The sequence below is a fragment of the Planktothrix paucivesiculata PCC 9631 genome (genome assembly GCF_900009265.2).
GTDB lineage: Bacteria > Cyanobacteriota > Cyanobacteriia > Cyanobacteriales > Microcoleaceae > Planktothrix > Planktothrix paucivesiculata.
Genome location: NZ_LR734992.1, coordinates 201291 through 225693, shown reverse-complemented (window position 1 = coordinate 225693; position 24403 = coordinate 201291). Strand labels below are relative to the sequence as shown.

Here is a 24403-nt window from a genome sequence, read left to right as displayed (position 1 = left end):
CTGTCATTGGAAGGATAATATTGCCGTTTCGGCAAGTTTATGCTTCCAATTGACTCCGGCAAATATATGCTTCCAATTGGATGGGAGATACCAGAAAATATTTCACCAATCAGAATTCACTCATAACCAAGAGAACGTTGTACTTGGCGCAAAACATCCTGAGCATAGCGATTGAGCATTACACCAGGCTTTTGGAGAAGTTCTGCCACTCTACATCGAGTCGGCTTATATCCTTGTGAGTGAATCTGTAAAGCAATAGTCTGAATTTCTTGAAAGATGCGATTTCTTTCTTCCAAACCACAGGCTTTAACATAATCTTTGTAACGCCTAGCAATTTGGCGCGACAGAGAAGGGAAATAAGTGTATAAATAGCTGTTATTTTTGTAGCCAAGCCGTCGGACAACTTCTAGTAGAGACGGCGGTGGAAATTCTTCTAATGCTGCTTCTAAAACAGGTTGAATTCTTTGTTGACGCTCCAGTTTTCGATAAGCAGCATGATTGAGTTGAATTTGAGAGCAGAGGTTGGGAAAATGATATTGCAGAACTAAAGAACGATAGTTAAGACGGCGTGCAACATCCTGCAAGGATGGTGGTGGGGACTCCTGAAGTACCTGTTGAAGGACTAACTGAATAACTTGTAATTTTTCTAAATCTAATCTTCTTAAATGTTTTCTCGTTTGAGAAGCTGGAGAGGGTAAAATTACAGATTGGTTCAAGCCATCATCAGCTAAGAATTCTTCAGTTAAAAAATCCACCAGAGAGATTTGTAACCGCTCTGTGAATTGTAATAGTTTATCAAGTTGCGGTAGAGTTGCGCCCTGATACCAACAACTCAATGTTGCCACATGAATTCCTACAAAGCGAGACAAAGCAGTAACATTACCTCCATAAACTTGATGAATATAACGAGAAAATATTTGCTGAAGTTTATAGCCTTCAATAGGTAAGTCATGACCAGATGCTAACGTAATTAATTCGCCAACATTGTTGAGTATATAACTGAAGTGATTGTCAAAGGTTTCTCCTTCCCTTAAGCCAGCAACAGCTTTTTTGCTAGAGCGTTTTCCTAACCAATGACCACATTTATTACAATATCCAGGTCGCGAGTTTCTACAAAGAACTAACTGCTGCTGATGACAATAAGGACACTTAGAGAGTAGAGGATGATGGTGGGAGGGACAAAACTCAATAATTTTAATTGACCACAGCAGGGGTTCATAGATAGTTTGTTCAGTATTTAGCCATTCTTGATAACAAATAGGACACCAAGCACGAATGGGACGGAGTAAGCTTCTTTTAGAAACAATTTCTGCTAATGGGAGTAAGGTAAGAAAACGCAAATCCTTCTGTGAGGTGAGAGCTTCTAAAGCCATTACTAGATGCGTCGCCGTCAACCCCATACCATTAATTGCAGTTCTATCTCTGTCAATCCCACATACTTTACTAATACTCTCAAATTGAGCGAATGATAGCCCTTTTTCTCTCCTAATTAGGGGAGCAATTTCAGTGAGAAGCACTTGAGAGACATTAACACAGTGTTCTTGAGCAAGTCGAATTAAGTAACTCGTTAAGCTTTCTGTATATGGAGTGCCAACTCCAATCGGTTCTAGATGATAAAAACGACTTCTAGGAGGAATTGTAGGTTTTTGCACATCCCAAGATGGATAGAGAGTAAGTTGAAATTGTTCCATATTACTTAACTCCTACAAGGGTGTCGCTTGGGTTTGGGTTGACCGACTGGTTTGGGTCTTTTTCTGTTTAAATTGTTGCCCGAATGGAAGGAGGGAAATAGCTGCGAATTCAAGCTACTTTTTCCGGGTGTTACTGACAACCCTAATTCAGCACGTAGTTGTTCGACTTCGGCTTCAATTTGAGCATGATTGTACTCACCCTCCTTAATTTTCTTAAGTATATTCCGGCATTGAGCCACTCCTAAAGCTCGTCGCTCTAAATGTTTTTTTCCTACAGTAACAGCACCTTCTGCTATCGCATCTGCCAGGGCATTTCTCAACCAATTCTTAAGAATACCCACACAGCCTAAACTCCTCTCATAACAATAGTCCCAATTTGATACTAAATCGGGTGCTTCTGGTAATGGCAGATGTAATTGAAAACCCCAAACCACACTTTGGAATATTTCTCTATCTTCTTTAACATCAGCATGATATCGAGGAAAATGTACATAAACACTACGTCGGCTCAACTGGTCGCCGACATCGTGCAGAGTGAGTAATTCGTAAGTCCCAACTAACCCATGAACTACCTCTGTACGGTTAGCTAATGACTTAATTGCTTCTGGTAAATCTGTGAGTTTTCGTCCACTGGCAAGCATCAGTAGATGGTGCGCTTCATCAATAAAAAAGATTTTCGGTTTTCGGTGTTTTAAAGCTTGTTCTAATGCCCAAGCTAAATCCGTTTCAATCACTTTAGATTCAATGATAACTTGACCATTCTGATTTCGATAAATTCCTCTTGTCCCATAGTCTATTTTCTGGTCAATCAAGGGTTCGTTGAGAGCAAATAAACAACGTTTAATATGGTCTTTGGAGTTAAACAGCCCTGATTTTTGGATGACGGCTTCAACACTAGCAACTGGTATGCAACCGGGGTTAGTTTCTAGTTCTTCTAACGTTGACTCAATCAACCATTTTTCAATCAACAATCGCAAAGTTGTTTTTCCAACTCCAGTCGGCCCATAAATAAAAATCACCCGCGATTCTCCCGACTGATTAACTAACAATTTGAGTAAATTGACGGCTTCGTCTAAGCGGGGATGTGCCATTGTGTAGTTGTCAAAATAAGCCAATCTCTCTTCTGGAGATTGGGTCAGTAGAGATGGAGGAAATTGTTGAGGATAAGACATGATTAATAAGAGTCAAAAAGTTGCAGTTCCTGGGGATTAATCGAGAGACTGTTGGCACTGGGTTGGAAGGTTGAAGAACTCTCTTGAGTTGCCGGACAGATTGTTTCTGATTCTGGCAATTGGCTATCAATTTTATTGGCCACAATTCCATAATCAATGACTCGAAAAACTTCCATCATCTGAGCATCCATCAGTCGTTGTGAGAGGAGAACTTCTTCCGCCTCTGCACTGGTTAAAAATTCCGCTAACTTTTTGGCTCTAACTAAGAATTGCTTTTGATGATTTTGTTGTCGTTTTTGTAACTCGGCGGTGGCTAACCAAATCTCTTTTTCTGAGCGTCCTTTCAGGATGGAATAATATTCGCTAATACACTTAACCCATTGACCTCGGACATAGGCATAGGCAGTACCCGCATCAAATGGGTCGTATCTGATATTGACATAAGTGTGATGAATTTCTGGGTCTTTAAAGGTATTAGACCAGTAGCGAATACCTCGAATTTGTATTCCTTGGCTGGGGTGAACTTTGACTTGTCCTTTGGGTGTACTTGGTAAGGTTAATAGTTTCCAGTTTTCGTCATTACAAATTTGCCGATGGGAACGATTGCCGTATTCTGCTAACCCCGTTGTCAAAGCTGACTGAGGGGAAACTCCCAAAGCTGGATGTGGGGTGGTATCGTACTCTGAGTAAGCCCATTGGCATAAATACTGGTACAAACTACCTAAAGTCCACACTGCCAAATTTTTGGGATTGACTGATTTTGTGACTAACCTAACGTTTTTTGTGATTTGGGTATTCCCTGTCAGATTGTAGAGGAACTGGGTATTGGCAGTGCCAAATAATCGTTCACAAACTCCACTAAATCGTGATGCTGCTGGCGGTCGATGTTTGAGCGTGCATTCAAACCAAGCTAATAAGCTTTCAAAGTAGATACTGTGAAACTCTTTGCCGTTGTCGGTGATGATAATTTGCGGTAGGCGAGAATGCCGCATGACGCAAATTCGCAGTACCATCATACAACTGCGATAGGAAGGTGGGTCAAAAGTCATATAAACGGCTAGAATTCTCCGGCTGTAGGCATCGACGAGAAAGGTTGCCCAAGGTCTACCCAGTACCAGTCCGGTTTTTGAACACCGTAGCTCTATATCTAGCTGGGTATGGTCGATATGACCAATCTCGAAGGGGCGGTCTCCATGTCGGGGAGTGGTCAGTTCTAATTCCCAGTAAAAAGGTTGCTGTGGGTAAGCGGCTCTTTGTCCTTGCCGCTTCAGGGTTTGAGTGTAGCCTGAATGTCGTTTGATTTCTTGAATGAATGTCTTGTAGCTAGGAATTTGATTCTCTGGAATTCCGGCAGTTGAGCAGGCGTGGACAAAAGCTCCATAAACTTCTGATTTTCGTTTTTGTTTATGGGTTTCGTAATCTTGAGTAATAAACTTGGTCATCAATTCTAAAATCTGTTGGGGCAGTTTGCGGTAGCGGTTGCCCTTGGCATGAGAGGTTGTTAGCAATCCGATGTAGCCATAGCCGTACTTTTGCTGCGCGATACGATATTTAGCCTGCCAGTCTCGCAAGGTGCGTTCTGGTATGATTAGCTTGGAGGAGGGTTGACCGGAAAAATGGGCTTGGAGTATCCGGTAGCGCCGATTGGCTTTTTCTAAATCAGCCGGGCTGGCTTTCTTGAGTAAATCTGTGATTTGTTCGCTCAAAGGGCTGGAGTTAGTAGTAGTTAAAGCTGTGATTTTTCCTAACTGAAGAAGGCGGTTAAACTCTGCGTTTCCCAATTCAACTAATTCCCCTAACTGATTACGCAAAGTAATTTCTGTTTCACCACTTTGAACTATGGAATAGCTTCTGCCATCCCAACAAATTGGTGTAGAGGGTACTAGGTCTACTATGGGTAGACTAATAGTATCCATTGAAGATGACGACTTCAGTGATTGATAGGTTTGTGCTGTGGTACGGTCTGGAAAAACTTTACAGTTTTGGGGTTCGACTAGAGGGGCTGCACTGAGGTCTACATAGATTTGTTCGGTGGCAATTAGGGAATAAATTTCATCGGGTTTTATTCCCCAATTTTGATGCAATAACTGATTGAGTGCAATTCCTGGTTGGCTATTGATTATGCTAAGTAGCAGTTGAGTTGTTGCTGTTTCTATCGGAGGATATTCACTTCGGTAATAGTCTTCTAAAAAGATGATGTTGCGTTGTAACACCCAATTTATTTGAGCATCTGACCAGACACAAAATTCCATTCCCACTTGGGCTGCGTATTCTGTAGCCAAGGGCATTTCCCACTGACCATTTTCTCCAGAACTGTAAAGCTTTGGTTGTTTTTCTACTTTCTTTTTCAGTTCTTTTTCTGTTTTACACTCTATCCATCCAGCACTGGTTCTTCTGAGTACAAAAAAGTCGGGAGTGTAGAAAAAGCAGATGTTTCGACCAGTTGGTGACTGATATTGCAGCTTGATTGATGGTGGTTGGTCGTAAAATTCTAAAATATTCCAATCGTGTTCTAGTTGGTAGATTAATGCTAACTCTAGCTTGTGGGATTCAAACTGAATGCTTCTACCCATTTTCTGACTGGGATAAAATCCAGAAATATTCTTTCTACCTCCACCTACACGGCGTGCTGGTTCACTGCTGCGGATGATTTCTATTGTCTTTTTTTGCAGTGCCGATAGGTTGTTCCGATTACACCAGTTATCGAACTCTTCTTTTGTGAGCATACTGGCATCTCCAGCTTGGGTTTTAGATGCGACTCACAACTAATGCCTTGTTTTTTCTTGGGTAGTGAGGTAAAGCTTTTACCTCCAAGTCTCCTTGGCACTGGCTTGAGTGCTTGACTTAATCTTACTTCTTCATCTTTTGAAAAAATCTTAAATTTTTGGCAGCTTTATGGTTCCATTTTTAGTTAACGGCAATCTTATGCTTCCAACTGTTGCAGATGTCGGGTGACTACTTAACGTCAGAATGAATGTTACAGCTACAGTCACGGCAATATTATCCTTCCAGTTCCGGCAATATTATCCTTCCAATGACAACTGCGGTGTAAGGGTTACGGCGATTAGTCGTAATATTTGTTGACAACGTGTCCCCTTTTGCACGTATCTCGGTGGCTACCTAAAACCTATGCGGTGTAAGGGGTTTGCGGTTTATCTTGCACAATTTTGCCCGTATCTCGGCATGGGGGGAATTTGGCGATCGCCCTTAGCGTAAGTTTCTGTACTATTGCTACCAAAACCCTGGGAATAACGGAATTGAGAGGGTAGCAGGAAACTGTTCTAGGGAAATTGGTGTAGAGCGAACGTGACACCAACCGCAAAGTAGCAATTTAAAGCCCTTCTGCATAAGGGTTTGAGCGATTGGTTGATTTTTCTATCAAGAAGCCACAAATGGCAGAATTTGCAGGGCAGTATAAAGCTGTTCTAGGGGAAACGTTGTGAAGAAGTGTAACAGCTTGAATGAATCTTCAATTATAAACTGGCTCATTAAACTGTGAAGGTATAGACTTAAAATTAGTTTATATTCAGGGTTTCCAGGTGAAAGCTATATTCAGCAGTCCAGGTTATCTAAAGAATCTTACTTATAAGTTTCGTAAAATCAAAGTGCGGTGGCTGTCAATCATCCTTTAGAATGATATTGGAGAACAACTAAAAAAGTTAAGGAGCAGCAGCATCAAAAAAACTTTAAAAGAAACGTATGAAGATTTTGTTTGTTGTTAAAGTAATTGATGACATAGAAAATAAATCGTCAATAAATAAAAATTTAAAAGGAAAATAAGATGGCAATTAATTCTAGTTTTAACAAACCAATACCGACACCAGAACCGGAACCTCCTTTTGAAGAACCTGATCTAAAAAGTTTAGATGATTTTATTACATATTGCTCTATTTTTGATCCAACAGTTTCAACCCAATCAGGAAGAGTGATAGATTATTATCATTTATTGTATAATGATCAAATATATCGAGATACTATAATCATAAATTTATTTAATAAATTTGCTGAGATCGGCTGTGTAATTCAACGCATAGAAGATGGTGTATTATTTATTTGTGATGCTCCTTTTTATTCCGAAAAGCCAAAAGAGTATTCACTTAAAATTGTTGAAGATAAACTTTCTAAACAACCCAAAGTAAATACATCGTGGGAAAATTTAAGAAGATCACAAGTCCATGTTGTCAAAACTTATGCTTATTTTCAAGGTTCAGTTAATCATCAAATGATTCGACGTTGGCTTATTTTAAAAGCCCCTACACAGAAGAATGTTAAATATTCAAAATTTCCCAGAGATATGATGGGTTATGGCAATACTTTACCAGAAGCTGATTTAGAATTTCAAAAAGCACGATTACAAACATTTACTAGCTCACCAAAAACCATAAATTATTTTATTGACGATAAAATTCCTTTAACACAGCAGCAAATGTTTAATGTTTGCAAAAAAACTGACCCTCTTGTTGACCCTAATACTGTTACATTTTCTTACTATGGATTTTCAGAGATTGAGTCATCTTATTTTAAAATGTCATGTCAATCAAAAACTTATAAATTTACCCTTGATGTTCGTAGAGGAAATGCCAGATGGGAAGTTGTAAGAATTTTTAAAGTTAAAGATAATGACTATCCCGTTAATCTCGAATTCTTAGGTAAAGGACAAACATTGGAAGAAGCTCTTGATATGTGTGAATCAAGATATCAAAAATGTATCAATAACCCTAAACAATTAGACATGATGATTTCTTCCAAACAACATGAGGAAATGCAGAAAGCTCTAATGATGGATGAGCGAGAAGGTGAAGCGTTTTTTAATGATTTGATTGCCGAGTATGGGGAAGATATTCTTCCTGATCGTGATTGAGTAACGACAATATGGCGGAATTTCTTATGAATCGTTGCAATACCCTGTGTAAACCGATGCTAATTTTTTTGATGTTGGAAAGACAGAGGAGTAAAACCAGATTTATCAAGAATAATTTCCCAACTATTTCACTCTTTATAGTTTGATTAAGAATCATTAATAATCTTGCTCTCTAGTAAAAATTTTGCTTTTTTAGACATCACTGATCTAAACTAGAAATAGAAAATAGTTTAAAAAACATAAAATCAGACCTATGACAGGATCAACACTTAGATCAATTTTTGATTCAGCTTAACTTACACTCCAAGTCAAACTCTTAAGGCAACTCATTAAAAACTTACTCAAATTGGTATTATGGCAGGTTACAAAACTTTACCCGGAACCATCGTAAATACGATTAAAAGCCTTTTGAAGGAACGATATAAACAAGGCTTTCCAATTATTAAAGAAATTATTCAAAATGCTAACGATGGGGGTGCAACCACCTTAGATTTCGGTATCGTTCAAGGATTAGATCAATCTGTTAGCCATCCCTTACTTAAAGTTCCTGCGTTATTTTTCCTCAATGATGGGACATTTACTCCATTAGATCAAGAAGCGATCGCTTGTTTTGGGATTGATGCTAATGCGAAAGATCGAGGAAAAATAGGAAAATTTGGTTTGGGTCAAAAGAGTATTTTTCACTTTTGTGAAGCCTTCTTTTATATTGCTCGTTCTAACCTAATTCCAAATGGATGTGGAGAGTTTATTAATCCTTGGGCTACTCCCGATGGTAAAGATTCTAAACGACCTGAATGGATAGAACTTTCCCAAGAAGATCAGCAAGCTTTAGAAAACTATTTATTGAGCCATAATTTAGTTAGTTCACATAACCCTCAATATTTTTTATTGTGGGTTCCACTTCGGAAAAGAATGGAAGATGAGCGTTGTATTTTAGCTAACTACTACAATGATGCAAACTCAGTTCAAGCAAACCTTCCCCCAGATATGGAAGTGCGAATAGGTCAACTCTTACCTCTCCTAAAGCATCTTAAAACCATCAGATTTTTTATACAGAATAATTCTAGACATCTTGAACAGCAATTTTCTGTGTCATTGGATGATAATTTATTATCGCGCTGTATCTATCCTAATAATCAAATTGAAAATATTGATCCTAAAGAAAATAACTTACAAGGAAAAGTTAGTTTAAGTTCAGAGAATACAAAAATTAGTTTTGCAGGTATAGAACGAGTTTTACCCGCCCAGGATTTTACATTATTACTTCGTCAAAATCATAATAATATTTCTCAGGATTTCTGGGCTGATTTACAGGGATCTCCGTTTTGGAGTAAGAGATCTTCAATTAATGAAAATGGAGACAATGAAATTGTTCCTGATAAATCAATTCCCCATTGTGCGGTTGTTTTTACTCAGCAACCTTTAGGAAATAAACTAAAAGCAAAATTAACTCTACAGTGGTCTGTTTTTCTTCCCTTAGCGAGTGAAGATAATCATTTGCAACAAGAAGAAGCAGAACAAGAAGCTCATGAGGAAATTGACTGTAATGGGGATAAAAATTACACAATGTTTCTTCATGGTTACTTCTTTCTCGATTCCGGTAGGAAATATATAGAAGGACTTCAAAAAATTCGCACGAGTTCATTTATTCCAAAAACGCCTGATAATGAGGATGAAATGATTGCTCAGTGGAATTATTTACTAGCAACTAGAGGAACTTTAAAACTGGTTTTACCTGCTTTAAAAGATTTTGCTGAAAAACATCAATTGTCGGAGCTAGATATCTCTAATCTTTGCAGCGCAATTTCTAAATCAAGATGGTTTAACAGTCAAGTCTATAGACAAAGCATTTGTGCTGAATATCAGTGGGTATTTCGTACTCAGCCATCAAATAACGGTTGGGAACTGATTTCAATAAATGAAAGTTTGCGATCGCTTCCTGATATTCCTCCTGAGTGGGAAGTCTTTCCTAAACTTCAGGAACTCGCGCAGGAACATTGTTTTATTATTCAAAATAAGCCTAATCTTTTATCACTCAATAGCAATGGAAAATGGAATCAGCAAGAAATCTGCTCTGTTATTGATTCTCTTAACCCTGAGTTAGTTTTTTCAAATTCTAACTATCTTCGCTACTTAACCCAATTATTGCACCAACAGGAAAATCTAATTCAACAACCGGAAGTACAGACAAGTCTAATCAATTTTCTTCGCCATGTGTTTAGCAAAATTAACTTATCAAATTTACAAGAGGAATCTCTGCAACCTTTAGTGAAGCAACTGGTTTCAAAAATTAGTCCCCATAAACGGTTTAAAATTGCAAGATTTGAAGCCGATGCTGATGCTTTAAATACTATTTTTAAGCATCTGTATCAACAACAACTCCATCTATTGTTAGTTTATGAACCCTTTGAAGTTTCGCCGACAAGCCAAGGTGTTTTAACTTTAGATGAATTAATTTCTCTTCTCACGAATCTCAGCAATTTCCTCAAAGCAAAACCCTCCAGCTACAAATTAACTTGCGAAATTATTTCTCAACTTCTTAGTTCAAGTCAAGAAATTGAACCTGCTCTTAATCAACTGCAAGATTTGTCCCTATTTATTGGTTATAATCATCGCTTAGAAAAACAAGCTTTCTATAAATATAAATTATTAAAAATAATACATCAAAGTAAGGGTTTATTTAAAGGCAAATGGAACACAACAATTTCTACGGCATTAAAAGAAGCTCTGCCTAATAGCAATTTAATCTTTATTGATAATAGGCTGGCTTCGATGCTCAGTAGAACCTCATCGCTAAGACATATACCTGAATGCAACGCGAGGAGTTGTTTAGAACTTCTAGCAACACAACCCGATTTAGCTCATCCTAATCAACGGACTAATCTTTTAGAGGAATTGATTCATCATGTCTAGACAACAATTACGATATTTTTTACATGGTCAAAAAGATCAATATGAAAATGTGCAAACCTCTTTGTATGTCACCTCACAAGACAGTACAGTCTGGCAAAAAGTAGGACAACAAGTTCTTCATCAAAAAGGTGAAGCTTGGCGCTTACTTGATTCTGTATTGGTAGAACATATTCCGTCTGCAAAGCGTCAACAATTGGGAATTGAAGCCTTACAATCTGAGCAAGTTGTGAAGTTAATTCAGGAATTAGGCGCAGATTGTGTTAATGGAAATCAGCTAGAACCTTCAGAACGATATGAACTTTTGCGTTATATTAGTCAATTTCCCAGTTATCAAGATTTATGGCGTTCATTGCGATTACATGAAACGACAAATGGAAAACTAGAGTGTATTGAGTTAGGTCGAGTTTTCCTCGAAAATCCTGATTTTTCACTAGATAGTCGGTTGCAGCAAAGAATTACCTTAATTCGTGAAAATCAGGAAATTCAACAAAATTGGATTCCTCGATGGACTCCTCGTGAGGCGATTATTATAATGCTTAGTCTTCCTAATCCTCATGAATACTGCCACCTAATTCTCAACGCACTGAATAAGATATCATCTCCAGATAAAGCCGAATTGAAGAAAAACTTACAGAACATTAGTTGGCTACCTAATCAATCTAATAACCAAGGAATTAGTCCTATTAATATATTGAGAGTGCCTAATAATGTAGCCAAACATCAAGAAAAATTAGCAAAATTAGACCAAACCAAATATCCTGAAAATATTCAGTCAGAGTCATGGCGACAAAGTAAAGGATATTCTTATATGCGGGAACTATTTACATCTTGGAAGGCTGAAACGGTAATTAAAAATATTTTAAGTTTTTCTCCAAAATCTCCTCAATATTGGCAGGAGTTCTGTATCGTTATTTTAGATGCAATTCAAGATTTTGAAGAAATTCCAAATGATTTAAAAACATTGCTGGAAAAAGAAAGTTGGATATCCGCAGAAGAGGAAACAATCAGACCTACACAAATCCTCGAAATTATTCCGAATAGACTCAAAAAATACTTATCAAACTTGGTCAATTTAAGCAATGGAGAATACACACAATTTTCTCGACTTCCTGAAAACCTTAAAAACCATGAAAGCTTTAAATTATTAAGGAATTTTTTCTCAAAATGGAACGAAAATGATATTATTGAATTTATCCTCAATCAGCCAGACCCTCATCAACACTGTGAGATCATTCTTGATACTTTGAGTAACCTATTAGATTCCCAAAATCTACACAAACTCAGTTCCAAGAATCTAAATCAACTTAAAACAAAAGCTTGGTTAGTTACTCAAGAAGGAAATGCAGTTTTTTCTAAAAAGATTTTGCATTATCCAGCGTTAGAAGAAGATATTGAGGCATTGCTGCTGTCTGTTTCTTCTGACTATATTCCATCATCTCAGCTATCTAAATTAATTTGCGATCGCAGTAATTGTTGGTCTTGGTTAACGGAGGAATTATTGATCACTCAAGATGCTGCGTTAGAACAAATTGGAGAACTTTTAAACAATGCACCGGAGTACGAACTGGGGAATTTCACAGTAGAGTTTCCCCTGGATGAGTGTTTAGAAATATTTAATCAAGTTGATGTTAGTTTTATTCCGGCTTGGAGCTTTGCTCAAAAACTTGATAAAAACCAATTTAAGAAATATCTATTACCGAATTTGTTAGGAAAAATAGAGTCAGAAAAATTAGTCAAAATTTTGGAAGTTTTATCCCATCACGATCCTGAACCAGAAGAAAGTAAAATAAAAGTTTTTAATGATTATTTAAGTTTAGCTGTTAAAAATGGAATACTGGCACCACAAATTTTAGCAAAAATTAAACTGCTCAATCAAAGACAGAAATGGCAGAATTCTGATCAATTAACTTGGGGTAAAAGAGATAATATTAATCGCTCTTTTTTGCTAGATCGGCAACAAGAGCAACTGCTTAAACCCTATTTAAACACACTCAAAGATAACCCAGAAAAAACATTATTAACAACTGAAGGCTTAAAAGCAGTTAGCAATGTTAATCTTTTAAGAGAATACTTTGAACCTTGGCAGCAATATTGTCCATCAGAATTGATGGGTGCTTTCATAAGTTTATTTATCGGCAACGATATAGATGTAAAAAATCTAGTTCAGCTTTATTTAGGGAAACGAAATGTAGATACAGTTCGTCAAAGATTGCTAGAAAACCGATCAATACCTCTGCGGAATTTCCAGATTTCTGTAGGACAAACCAGCGAGCGTACCAGAGTAGTCCCCTCTATATTAGGAACAACTTTCAAAGCCAACTTAGCTCAATTTGATCGTCCTCCCCATCTGTTTGTCAATTCACTGACACCTGATACAACCGAAATCGAATTACTTCCATTAGAGACTAAAAATTTTAGTCATTTAGATTTATCTTTGATTTTAAAACAATCTACAAAAGTTCTTCTTGATGAGGTTTATCAAATCAAAAATTCATCCCTAGATGAAACTTGGAGAGATTTACGTGAATCTGATCAACTCGATATTCAAGTGGCAAAAACCTTTTTGTTAGAAGGCGCTCCCTATGTAATGAGAATGTTAGGAATACATGAACGCAGTCCTGTTATTAAAGATATTTTAAGCCAATGGGATGACTTACGACATCAGAAAGCTGAATTAAAACAGCAAAAAAAATCCGCAGAAAATATTGAGCAGAAAATCGAACAATTAGTGTTTGAATTGTCGAATTTATTAGAAAACAAATCTCCTGAAACAGAACCCATTCGAGATGATTTATTGCAAGCTGTCAGAGCAAAAATTAGTCAACATGGATACCGCCACCAAAGCATTCCCTTTGAATTATTTCAAAATGCTGATGATGCCATTATTGAGTGGATGCAAATGTCCGAGGCACAACAACCAGAAACCACCAGAAAAGAGTTTGTTATAGTTGCTGAAAAAAATCAGCTTTTATTTATCCATGCGGGTAGACCCATCGGTTGTTTCCAACATCCAAATTATCCTGAAAAACAATATCGGGAGCGAGGATTTGATCGAGATTTAGAAAAGATGCTTACCTTCAATATTTCTGATAAAGGGGAAGGTGTAACAGGTAAATTTGGATTAGGGTTTAAGAGTGTTTATCTAGTGTGTAAGCAACCCAGTGTTTTGAGTAAAAATTTGGGTTTTACGGTTGAGGGAGGATTAATTCCATCACGACTCGCTCCCACAAAAGCAAAAGACTTGAGAGAAAAATTGAAAAACTATATTCAACCCCCTGATGCTACTATTATTGAACTAGAGCTTGAGGAAAACTATTCGACACAAGATGTGATCGAACCTTTCCTAGAACTTGTTAATATTTTGCTTGTATTTTCGAGGGGAATTAAACAGTTTAAGTTCACTAAGAAAGATCATCCAATCGTAAAGATGGGTTGGGAACCTAAAATTATTTCTGGTGTTCCTGGGGTTGAAATTGGAAAGTCTCCTATCACCATCGAAAAAAATAAAGAGTGTGTGTTTTTATGTCTAAAGACTCAAGGAGATGCAGCAGCCACACTGTTGTTAGGTTTCACGGAGGAAAACGGTTGTCTGAGTCGAGGACTTCCTGACAGTGTGCCGACGTTCTGGGTAACAGCGCCAACGCGGGAGAACCTTTTCCTGGGTTTTGCCATCAATGCTAACTTTGAAATTACAACAGGACGAGAAAGTTTAGTGAAATCTTCAGTCCGTAACTGTGAGTTGGCTGATCGCATCGGTATCGCCTTGGGGGAAGTTCTCTGTCGCTTATTGCGTGCAAGTCAGGAAAACTGGCAAGCCGTTGCAGATACTTTGGGGCTTAAAACCGTTGATCTGTATGAGTTCTGGAACTTTCTCTGGCAAGAGTTAGCCCTTGATTGGCAGAAGCGAGACCCCAGTGAGGGACGTGACATTATCCGTCGCATCTTGGCAGGGGATCACGGTATGGGGTATCTGATTACTAATGGCAAAGCTTTACCCAGTGAGTTGTCTGGGAACTTTCGTCAATTGCTTTTAGTGAATGAGATTCGCTATCAGGTAACAGGTCAACTTTTAGAACCTGAGTGTTTCCTAAAAGTAGCGAATTGGTCACATTTTCAATATACTTATCAGGATAAACTGATTGCCAAAAGTCAATGGCAAAATGTAAAACAACTTCTGGGAGATAGGTTTGATTCTCAACGTTATCCCGTCAGTGATTTGCACTTAATTGATGCGTTAAAAACACAAATTAGAGCTAATTCGCCCCGTGTTTCACCCTCAGAATCAAAGCAAATTGGTACACTGATCACGAAAGATTTTTTAAAGAATTTAAAAACACTTACAGAACAGAATCAACTGCAATTTTTCTTACAAGAAGTTGAGTTTATGTCGAAAGCAGGGACTTATTTACCTTGTCAACAGTTACTTTGCGATCGCTCTAATTCTTCTGAAGAAATGTTATTAGTAGGGTTTGCGCCAGACAAACGAATCTTGCATTTTGATTATCAAGATTCTGGGTTAAATTTCTTCTGGGCTTGTCGTTTGCAAAGAGAAACTATTTCTATTGAAGAACTTACAGAATGGGCATTACAGGCAGAGACTCCAGAAAAACGTCAAGCTGTCCATAATTATCTCTTTTCTGGAGAAAAGCGGGATAAATTAGCAACAAACATCTACGAAAACCGTGCAGGTTCATGGATAGTTAATGATTCTAGTATCCTGGATACTCTTGAGTTAATGCTACTCATTGCAATTAAGCGAGGAGAAACTATTTTAGAAGAACCCGAAGAATTTATAGAGTACAACGATCCTAACTTTGAATTCCAAAGCAATTGTACACAAAATGATTTTTCGTTATCGCGATCGCCCCATGAACTAGAAGATTTTGCACAAATATTGATAACTGGACTCGCTTCCCAACAGTCAATTTGGAAAGGATATATCTATCATTTTACTCATATCGAGAATGCTGTTTCTATTATTAAAAGCGAAAGCTTACTGGCTAGAAATCAATGTACAAACTTTAAAAACTCCGCAGGTGAAAATTTAATTGGTCGCACAGTAGAGAATGTTAAAGACTTTGCACGCTTTTATTTTCGACCCCAAACACCGACTCAGTGGCACAATGAAACTCTCGGTAAACGTCAGGGGAATATTTATGCGCTTTGTCCTGTTCCTGTCTTTTTTCGCTTAAATTTAAAGAGTGTTTTAAAATCTCATGGGAGTCAATGTGCCGTGAGTAATGGAAACCTTGCTTCTAGTAGTTCACATTATGGAAATAGCTCAAGTTTTGTGGAACAGTATTTTGACTGTGATCATGTTTACTCTACAATACAACAGGTGGGTAAAGACACTTTTATGAGAGCGGCTCAACAAGAATTTATTGTTCATCAATGTTTAGAGCTTGATCAGTTAAGTTTAGAAGATATCACGATTATTTGCCGAACTGAGCAAGATAAGGCAACTTTATTACATTTAATCGGTAAAGACTCAAAATATGCTAGTCAAATTTTTTATGAGCCGGAAGTTACCCAGTTTAAGAGCTTGTTCTACCATAATAATCCTTCTGTCAGAATTCACCAGGATGAGTCATTTATTACGGTTGATATTGAGAATTATGCTAACAGTAACACGTTTCAAGGAGAATTAAAACTTCGTTTTGTTCCAAATTCACCTTTATCACGACAAATTTTATCAGATTTTAGTGATATCTCAAAAATTTCTTTAGGAGAATCAATTGAAATTATTTCTTCCCGTTGTATTAAATTAGAATGGAAACCTAATACTTACATGAGCGTCTATTTTCAAGAAAATAATCGAGATTGGCTAATTTACACAAATGAGCATTGAAATTATCAAAGGTAACTTATTTACATCACAGTGTCAAACTTTAGTCAACACAGTTAACTGTGTAGGAGTCATGGGAGCGGGTATTGCTTTAGAATTTCGCTTGCGATACCCAGAAATGTACACTCGTTATGTTGAACTTTGCGAGAAACAACTTTTTGAGATCGGTAAGCTTTGGTTATATAAATCTCAACAGCACTGGATTCTCAATTTTCCTACTAAAAAACATTGGAAAAATCCCTCAGAGATTGAGTTTCTTAAATTGGGATTACAAAAATTTGTCAATATTTATGAAGAGAAAAAAATAACCTCTATTGCTTTCCCCGTTTTAGGAGCTAACAATGGAGGAATACCTCAAGAAAAATCCTTAGAAATTATGGAGGAATATTTAATCCAATGCAACCTACCTATCCAAATCTACATTTATGATCCTCACTCAACCGATGATATTTTTCCTGATTTAAAATCAAAATTTTTATCATTATCACCACAAAAAATTGCAAAAATTACAGGATTAAAGAATCCCTATTTAGAACGAATTAAACAGGCAATGCAGGATCAAACCATTAATAACTTGTCTCAGTTATTGGCTGTAAAAGGAATAGGAATCAACACCGTTGAAAAATTATTGATAATTTTAAATCAAGAAGATATTTCTTAATCGAAATTATTAATAATTTGATTACTACTTTAATATTTGATGCCAATTCGTCATTTCTTGACACAATAATATCTCTGGGTTAATTGTTTCTAAATGAGAAAGGGAATTACGAATTGCCTTGAGATGTCTAACTAAATGCCGAACATCAGGTTTAACGCGCTTACAAGGTTCAGTAATTTGATACTCAATATGACCAATTTCTAAATCCTTAACATCTTCAATCACCTCCCCAAATTGAGTTCTAAATGGCACTTTTAAAACTCCATCTAAAAGTTTAAGAAGATCATGCCGTCTTTGTTCAACAAAGGGTAATAACTCTGCGACTTCACCACTCCAAATCCGACGTTCTATTTCTGTTTTATCTAAAACCCCATCCACCAAAACAGCCGAATGAATTTTTTCTTCAAATTCCATCGGATTTGTCATTCCTTTACACCAGTTTTCTGAGAAATTAGAACTTAAATCAAACCAGTGACGTTCCTTCGCGATTTCTTCAAGAACTGAAAAAGGTTTAAGAATATTGTCAATCTTTTCATCGGCTAAACGTTCGCTAACTTCATAATCCCAAAGCCCAAGATTAGTAATCACTGAGATAGCTACACGCTTTTGTAAATCGAGCATTCTTTTCCCTTGAAAAAGTCCAGACGTAAATAACATCATATCCATCCGATCCACAATACCCTTCCAAATCTGATGGGATAAACTCACATCTTCTTCAGGAGGATCGAGGGCAAGTTCTCCAACTAACGAAACACAAAATAAGGTGCGATAGAGCTTAGGGATATTTCGACAGGGTTGGTCATAGTCTGAAAGAAATTTTTTCCAAGCTGGCCAGAGATCAGGAGTTAAACCATCCAACCCAATAATTTTTCCCGAAAAATTCTCATGCTCTGCTAATGTTCTAGCATTGCGAATTTCATTGGGGTTAATTTCTCCAACAAAATGCTCAAAAAGGAAATGAACAGGATCAAGGGCATTTTCCTCCCTGACAGAGATATTATGCCAATCCCAACCATCACCTAATCCAGACTGAATTGCATTTGATAAACCATCTGGTAAGTGTTCAGGTAAACAAAGAATTACATTTTTTCCATCTCTGAGGTCTTGAACAACTCGCTCAATAAATAAGTTCGGATTGGGAAGCTGCCACCAAAAACAAGTCATCTGTTTTATCCTCCAATTGATGTCAGAATCCGGCGAACCAGTGGATCAACACTCCAGTCATCATGACCAACAGCATTGATGAGTCGAAGTAACTCCGCCCATTTCAAGGTTTGGTTTACTGTTTCAGGCGATATCCCTTCCACAACGCTAATCAAATCCTCACTAGAAACTTTTTCCAGTGTTGCCAAGGTGTGTAATATTTGTCTTTGCTCAAGATAACCTTGATCAAGTCCCATTAGCCCAGCTAGGTTGCTTAAGACATCGGAATGGGTGAGAGACTCTGCTAGTTTCTGGAGGTGAGGTTCCCAGTGGCGATCTAATTTAGCTTGTTGATAAAAGCGCTGAAGCAGCACTGACCAATTTCCCGTAATTTCAGTAATCTTTTCTCGGTTTTCCTTGCTTAATGCTAAATCGCAATCTTCTAACCATTGTTGCAACGCAGCATCATGCCAAGGATTCAGGCTGATGGGAATGATTCCCTGAGATTCTAGGGACATTAAAGAATTAGTGCTAACTAAATCCCATAGTTTTTGTGGATTAGCAACAAAAACAACTCGGACAAATGATTTTTTAGAGGTTAATTTCTGAACTTTTTCCTGAGATCTCTCGACCCATTTTAAATCCCAAGCACAAGTTGATGAAACAAAGACAATTGTTGTTCCATCAATACTGCGTTCTCGCTTGTCAAGGTTGCCTAACTGTTGAGTGAAAATGCTAATTTCAGAAACTTCGTTTATGGGAATGAAAAATTCCTGACCAACGGCTGAAAGCAAGCTATCTTTCAATTCATGTAAACCGGCGGCAGGACAACCAACAATGATAGAAACTCCATGTTCTCGTTTGCGTAATACGGATTCTTGTTGAACCGTTAAAGGACTAGGGCGAGATAAGTCATTTCGCAATACGGGTCGAAAAATTGCAGCATCATATTCTAAAGAAGGTTCACGGCTTCTAAGGAGTTGTTCTTCAATTTCTGATTCAGTTCCTAACAGCAAAACAACGTTAGGACTTCTCAGTGCAAACTGTCCTTTACTCGTTTCTCGTAAAATCCCTAACCCCACCATTTCTTCAAGGAGAGCGCGAAATTCATCCGTAGATTTCCCTTGAAATCCTTCCGACCACCAAGACAAAACGACATTTTGAATCCAAGATACAGAAAATCCATTGACCATCCCTTCTTGACTGGTTAAAGATTCATAGGCGATGGAATAGGCAATTACTTCATACCGTTGATCAAGTTGGAGCGTCCAGAGAAAGCGATCGCGAATGGCTTTACGAAGATTTTGGCTTTGATAAGCTTCATCAACTTGATAGTCTGAAATTTCATAAGGAGGAATTTTATTACGTTCATATATCCTTAAATGATTTTTATTAACCTCTCTCAACAATTCCTGACAATAGAGTTGAGTTAAACTCGGATAATAATTGGTTTGGGAGAGAATTCGGGTGACTAAATCATCGGATAATTCATAACCTATACTGGCTAAAGGTCGTTTGATCAGTGCTCTGGCTTCCCGCCATTCTCCATTTTCTAAAAGAGGGCCAATACAAAGGGGTTCTCCATAATGAGCGAGGGGATGATTTTCTAAGCGAGTGGTACGTTGAACGTTATGCAATCCCGCAAATACAACCTTAAACCGTCGTTCTGTTTGATCCATTAAACCTTTGAAACGGCTGGTTTGATTAAAGTGATTTTGCCCATCAGATTCTAAAAATTTGTCAGTTTCATCCAGTAACAAAAGAATGCGACGGCTTTTATCTTCTTCTAACCAAGTTTGGAGATTTCCTAACAGTGCTTTTGCACCTATATTCGTTGTAATATTACGGGGAATAATCCCTAATTTTTTAAACTCCTCAGCTAGTAAGCTCCAAATATCTTCAATGGATTTATGAATGCCAATTCCATCTGCTTTTAAATCGAGAAATAGGGCAATTCTTTGCTCCTGTGAGGCATGAAAGTCCCGTTCTACAGAACGTAATAACGCTGTTTTTCCTAACTGTCGTCCTCCATAAATAAAGCAAGATCCCATCTGATTAATAATAGAATCTCGCTCTTGTTTCCGTCCATAGAAAATTTCAGGAGGAACTAACCCCGCCGTTGTGGCATAAGGTTCTACAAAGGTAAACGGTAAAGCACAATTAAATAAGGTTTGCAGTCGTGGTTCTTCTGCACCACAAAGATACAGCATCAAGATATCATCAATGAGTACAAAAGTGCTACGACGTTCTCGGCATAAGCGAGCTAAGTCTCTGCGTCGGGGTTCTGTCAACCGTCCAAAAAAGAAGACAAAAGCTGGAGCACCGTGAGAGGTTTCTCCGACTGCATTCCGAATGTCTTCGGCTGTGGGTCTGTCCCAAACGCAAAGAATCCGATATTGTCCATGAGCGGCTGAACCATAACCCGCAACCGGACATAGTTCTTTATTGCGTATGGTTTCTGTCTTGACTTTTAGCCAAGTCCGCCCCCCAATTTGTTCTACTTTAATGTTTAATGGGTTAAAGCCTAAGTTGACTAAAATAGTTCGTGCTTCTTCTTGAGAAATTTGCTGAGATTTACCTCCTTTTTTGACGGAAAACCAAGCTGTTAGCATTTCAGCGGCTCTGTTTGTAGCAGAACCAGAGGGTCGTCTTAAATTGATTCCACAAACATTTTCTCGTTTTTGTACTTTTTGAATAACAAATGGAGGATTATTGACTTCCATAAAATTGTCAATTTCAGTCACTTTAATTGGGAAAAAGTCACTAAAATCATTAAATTCTACTTCGATATTAGGAATTTCATCCCCTCGGCTTACCATGTCAATATATTCATTTGCTGTTAATACATTGCCTTGATCTAACAGTTCTTGAATACGGACATAGCTGGGTTGTTCAGAAGTTAAAGGGAGTGGATTTAATCTTTGTCTAACTTGTTCAATGACAGCTTGTTTTTTATTAGCGATTGCAGTTTTAATACAGTCTAGTTTATTGTGTTTTAAATCAAAGCGAAGTGTGGTTTCAACTTCTTTTTCGATATGGGCAATTTGGGCTACATAATCAAAGCGATCGCCTTCTTTTAGAATTCCCAAAGCCACAGCTTGTTCAATTTGATTTCGGGTTTTTTTGATATCTCGCTCTAAACTATCTCGACATTCTCGAATGCTATTTTCTCGAATCCGTTCTAGTTCTTCAATATTAATCAAAAGTTCAGGATTAACACGAATATACTCAATGATTCTATCGGTCGCTTCATGATTCCTTAAATCACTTTGCTCCAGGAAATTTTCTCGCCAATCAAAATTATTTTTAATGATTAAATCTGCAATTCCTTTGACTAGATCAGTTCGACTACTAATTTCTGGTTGCCAATCAGCATTTAAACATAGGGTAGGAGTTCTTAGCAGATCTCCATAAAAAAGATATTTAGGGTTAGGTTCTGTTGCTACTAATGAAGTGTCAGGGTTAAATAAATTACGAATATCTAGTACGGCAGATTGACAGCAATAAATTCCGGCTTGAATCAACTCTGATGAGTTTTTATTCTCAAAAATTTGAATTTCTTCCAAAACGGGATCATGTAAATCGGAAATCTCTTGCTTAATTTGCTCTGCTAGTTTGGCTTGTCTTTGAGTAAAGTCATTCCTTTGGTCTAAACGCAATTCTTGTAAATCAATCCAACGGCGACCAAAGTCAACTGCTTGATTGACATATCTATAAATTTTAGGGATATCATCCTGATCAATTTCTCGTTTTTTGTTAACCCCCAATTGTCTTTTTGTTAATTCTATTTGATTTTTTAACTCACAAGATGTATAAAAAATTGAAATTCGATCTTTGACCTCTTGAACGTGATTTAAGGTTGTTGATCTTAAAAGTAAAGAAGAATCTTTTTCTTTGATCTGAGATAATAACTGCTCAACCAGTCCACCTAAGTCTAACCATCTTTTCCAAATTCTTCGACCCTGTGTTGATCTCATGAGGAATCCTGGTGCTTCTGAACACCACCCATCAATCTCTTGATTAAGAACAGTAATTTTATCATTCCATTGTTCCTGACTGATAACGGTTTTAATCGCCTTAACGTCTAAAGCTAGGCGTTGAGAACCATATTTAGCAATGATTTGGCAGTATTCATAGAGTTGATTTAGTCCTTCTCCTAGCCGCAATGATAAAAGAATTTGTGAAGCATCCGTATTGGGAGCAAGCAAAGCGGGACGAAGGGCTGAAGCTGCTAAAAGTAAACTAATCGCTTGATTCCACTCCCCCTCTTTAGTAAACATACTCTCGCTAAAATTAGCAAAATCATCTATCAAAATATTTGCAATTTCTCCAGTTCCTAGGTCGTAACGAACATGAATTCCTAAAATAACGGCTCGAATCACCCAAGAAGGAAGTCGAGGCTGAATCTGGGGAAATTCGGTTTCTATCCCCCAAGCTAGATTAAAAGCCAAACTCAGTTTTTTCTCACCAATAAGTTTCCAGATTAAATATTGAATTGCTGTTTCTTGGTCTTCATTATTGGTGTTTGATAGCGATAATGCTATGTCCTGAGTATTGGTTTTAGATTGATCAAAGACATTAGGTAAAACAGCTATTTTAGTTTGATTTGACGAGTCTTTATCATTGATTTTATTATTTAGATCATAGGTTTTCGGAACAATTTTCAATTTTTCTAACTCAATAGGTTCAGGCTCTGAAATGTCCGGTTCAATTGGATTGTTATTTTCTTTTAATTCTGGTATTTTTACAAGTGGAGATGTTGACTCTGATTCTAAAAACAGTCTCCCTGTTAACGCGGCTAGTGCAATCGGCATTCCACAAGACTGAACGACAGATGCCTGCAAATTTGCCAACCGTTGATAATCTGGAGACTCTCGTTCTAAAATCAGTGTGAGCAGTTGCGCGAGATGATGTTCACCGGATATTAATGCTTTTGCTTCTGCATTTAAGTTGTCTTCTGGGCTATTTAAGATTAAATTACGCAATTGGGCAGCTTGTGTTAGACATTGTTGTAAGGGAAGAAAATCCGCACTATCCTTAGAATTAATTTTTAAAATTTTGTCCAAAATATCTAAAGCTTGTTGCCAGGTATCAATAACTTCTTCTACTTCTGCTTTATGAATCGCTTTTAATAGGGCTTCTAGCTCATGAATAGAAATAATTTTTTCAGGCTCGGTAGTAGATACTTCTAAAGATTGCGCTAACTCGACGGCTTGACGGCGAATATCTTCAAAGTCTTGTCGTTTATTAACAATGTGTTCAGCCAGATCTAATGAGGGAGGAATCAAAGACTGTTCTAAGTTTTGAGTCGCTTCAGATAAATTTTGACTAAGCTGTAAAAAGCTATTTGTTAAAGATTCTAAGCGACTTTGTAACTCAACAGATTTAGGTTGCATATCTTTAATTGATAAAATCTTAAAAAAAACGATTGCAGATTTCTAACCCCATCGACTCCATTGAATGACTTGTGACACATTTGGGGGATAAACTCAATAGTCAATTGGGGAGACTGACAACTTTATCCCTGAGCAACCATCAATGCAAACAAGTTCAACCTAGAGTAGCGAAAAACCTTCTAAGTTCCATAAAATTGTTCAATACTCCCGCAGCAGCATAGATTGTTGCTCCAGTGGATGAGATCAATTGTAGAAGATGTGGGTATACTTTTGAGAATACAGATAAATCTGGCTTGAGGAAAGAGTAATTATACGGATTAGATTAAGTTTATTTTCTAGCGCAATACAACCTTAAACTTGAGGAAATTACAGAGAATAATCGTTAATATTTTACGATTCTCATTAGTAATCATACATACTACATACTATAACTCTCATGATTTCGTTATTGGACAGTCTGCACTGGGGCGATCGCTTTATTCCTAAAACAAGCAACCATTTTAAATAATCTTGATTACGGAAATACCACCCTATCCACCCTATAGAAAAAATAAACTTAATACTTTACTGGAAAAAAATCGCGCAGGCGAACTAAGATCTGAAGACAAACAACGATGGGAACAGTATGAATATTTAGAACGTTTAGTCCGTCTGGCTAAAGCAAAAGCCTACCTCAAATTGAAACAATCCCACGCCTAAATAATGAGTAAAAGCCATATTC

10 protein-coding genes are annotated in these 24403 nt (G+C 37.4%); 5 read left to right on the top strand and 5 right to left on the bottom strand.

Features of this window, described 5'->3' with window-relative positions:
• Window positions 1–116: 116 nt before the first annotated feature.
• The 3 genes from PL9631_RS03415 to PL9631_RS03405 are packed head-to-tail and all read right to left on the bottom strand — an operon-like array spanning window position 117 to window position 5589.
• Window positions 117–1691: a TniQ family protein gene (locus PL9631_RS03415; protein WP_083616947.1), complete on the bottom strand. Its 1575-nt coding sequence runs from the start codon at window positions 1689–1691 to the stop codon at window positions 117–119.
• Window positions 1692–1696: 5 nt separating this feature from the next.
• Complete coding sequence (locus PL9631_RS03410) at window positions 1697–2863, bottom strand: AAA family ATPase (protein ID WP_083616945.1); 1167 nt, start codon at window positions 2861–2863, stop codon at window positions 1697–1699.
• 2 nt (window positions 2864–2865) lie between these two features.
• Entirely contained in the window at window positions 2866–5589 is a 2724-nt protein-coding gene (locus PL9631_RS03405) for a TnsA endonuclease N-terminal domain-containing protein (protein ID WP_083616943.1), read from the bottom strand.
• Between the two features lie 1055 nt (window positions 5590–6644).
• On the opposite strand from PL9631_RS03405, the gene PL9631_RS03400 reads away from it, so the two are divergent.
• From PL9631_RS03400 to PL9631_RS03385, 4 genes are all read left to right on the top strand, one after another.
• Window positions 6645–7724, top strand: a complete 1080-nt coding sequence (locus PL9631_RS03400; protein ID WP_083616941.1) for a hypothetical protein — start codon at window positions 6645–6647, stop codon at window positions 7722–7724.
• 354 nt (window positions 7725–8078) lie between these two features.
• Window positions 8079–10637 (top strand): sacsin N-terminal ATP-binding-like domain-containing protein, encoded by a 2559-nt coding sequence (locus PL9631_RS03395; protein ID WP_083616940.1) that lies wholly within the window; start codon window positions 8079–8081, stop codon window positions 10635–10637.
• On the top strand, window positions 10630–16485 hold the full coding sequence (locus tag PL9631_RS03390) for a DarT ssDNA thymidine ADP-ribosyltransferase family protein (protein ID WP_083616938.1): 5856 nt from the start codon (window positions 10630–10632) through the stop codon (window positions 16483–16485). Before PL9631_RS03395 ends, PL9631_RS03390 begins: the two co-directional genes overlap by 8 nt.
• Complete coding sequence (locus PL9631_RS03385) at window positions 16475–17143, top strand: macro domain-containing protein (protein WP_083616936.1); 669 nt, start codon at window positions 16475–16477, stop codon at window positions 17141–17143. The genes PL9631_RS03390 and PL9631_RS03385 overlap by 11 nt, the downstream gene beginning before the upstream one ends.
• Window positions 17144–17167: 24 nt before the next feature.
• On the opposite strand, the gene PL9631_RS03380 is transcribed toward PL9631_RS03385, so the two are convergent.
• Together PL9631_RS03380 and PL9631_RS03375 are read right to left on the bottom strand one after the other, a co-directional pair.
• Entirely contained in the window at window positions 17168–18307 is a 1140-nt protein-coding gene (locus tag PL9631_RS03380) for a hypothetical protein (RefSeq protein ID WP_083616934.1), read from the bottom strand.
• 5 nt (window positions 18308–18312) lie between these two features.
• Window positions 18313–23682 (bottom strand): ATP-binding protein, encoded by a 5370-nt coding sequence (locus PL9631_RS03375; protein WP_083616932.1) that lies wholly within the window; start codon window positions 23680–23682, stop codon window positions 18313–18315.
• 510 nt (window positions 23683–24192) lie between these two features.
• Here PL9631_RS03375 and PL9631_RS03370 point away from each other — a divergent pair.
• Complete coding sequence (locus tag PL9631_RS03370) at window positions 24193–24381, top strand: hypothetical protein (protein ID WP_083616930.1); 189 nt, start codon at window positions 24193–24195, stop codon at window positions 24379–24381.
• The last annotated feature ends 22 nt before the right edge of the window (window positions 24382–24403 follow it).

What these genes read in the sequence shown, in the direction of transcription:
- PL9631_RS03390 (WP_083616938.1), top strand. Translation starts at nt 10,630, where the DNA reads ATGTCTAGACAACAATTACGATATTTTTTACATGGTCAAAAAGATCAA.
- PL9631_RS03375 (WP_083616932.1), bottom strand. Translation starts at nt 23,682, where the DNA reads ATGCAACCTAAATCTGTTGAGTTACAAAGTCGCTTAGAATCTTTAACA.
- PL9631_RS03385 (WP_083616936.1), top strand. Translation starts at nt 16,475, where the DNA reads ATGAGCATTGAAATTATCAAAGGTAACTTATTTACATCACAGTGTCAA.
- PL9631_RS03395 (WP_083616940.1), top strand. Translation starts at nt 8,079, where the DNA reads ATGGCAGGTTACAAAACTTTACCCGGAACCATCGTAAATACGATTAAA.
- PL9631_RS03405 (WP_083616943.1), bottom strand. Translation starts at nt 5,589, where the DNA reads ATGCTCACAAAAGAAGAGTTCGATAACTGGTGTAATCGGAACAACCTA.
- PL9631_RS03410 (WP_083616945.1), bottom strand. Translation starts at nt 2,863, where the DNA reads ATGTCTTATCCTCAACAATTTCCTCCATCTCTACTGACCCAATCTCCA.
- PL9631_RS03400 (WP_083616941.1), top strand. Translation starts at nt 6,645, where the DNA reads ATGGCAATTAATTCTAGTTTTAACAAACCAATACCGACACCAGAACCG.
- PL9631_RS03415 (WP_083616947.1), bottom strand. Translation starts at nt 1,691, where the DNA reads ATGGAACAATTTCAACTTACTCTCTATCCATCTTGGGATGTGCAAAAA.
- PL9631_RS03380 (WP_083616934.1), bottom strand. Translation starts at nt 18,307, where the DNA reads ATGACTTGTTTTTGGTGGCAGCTTCCCAATCCGAACTTATTTATTGAG.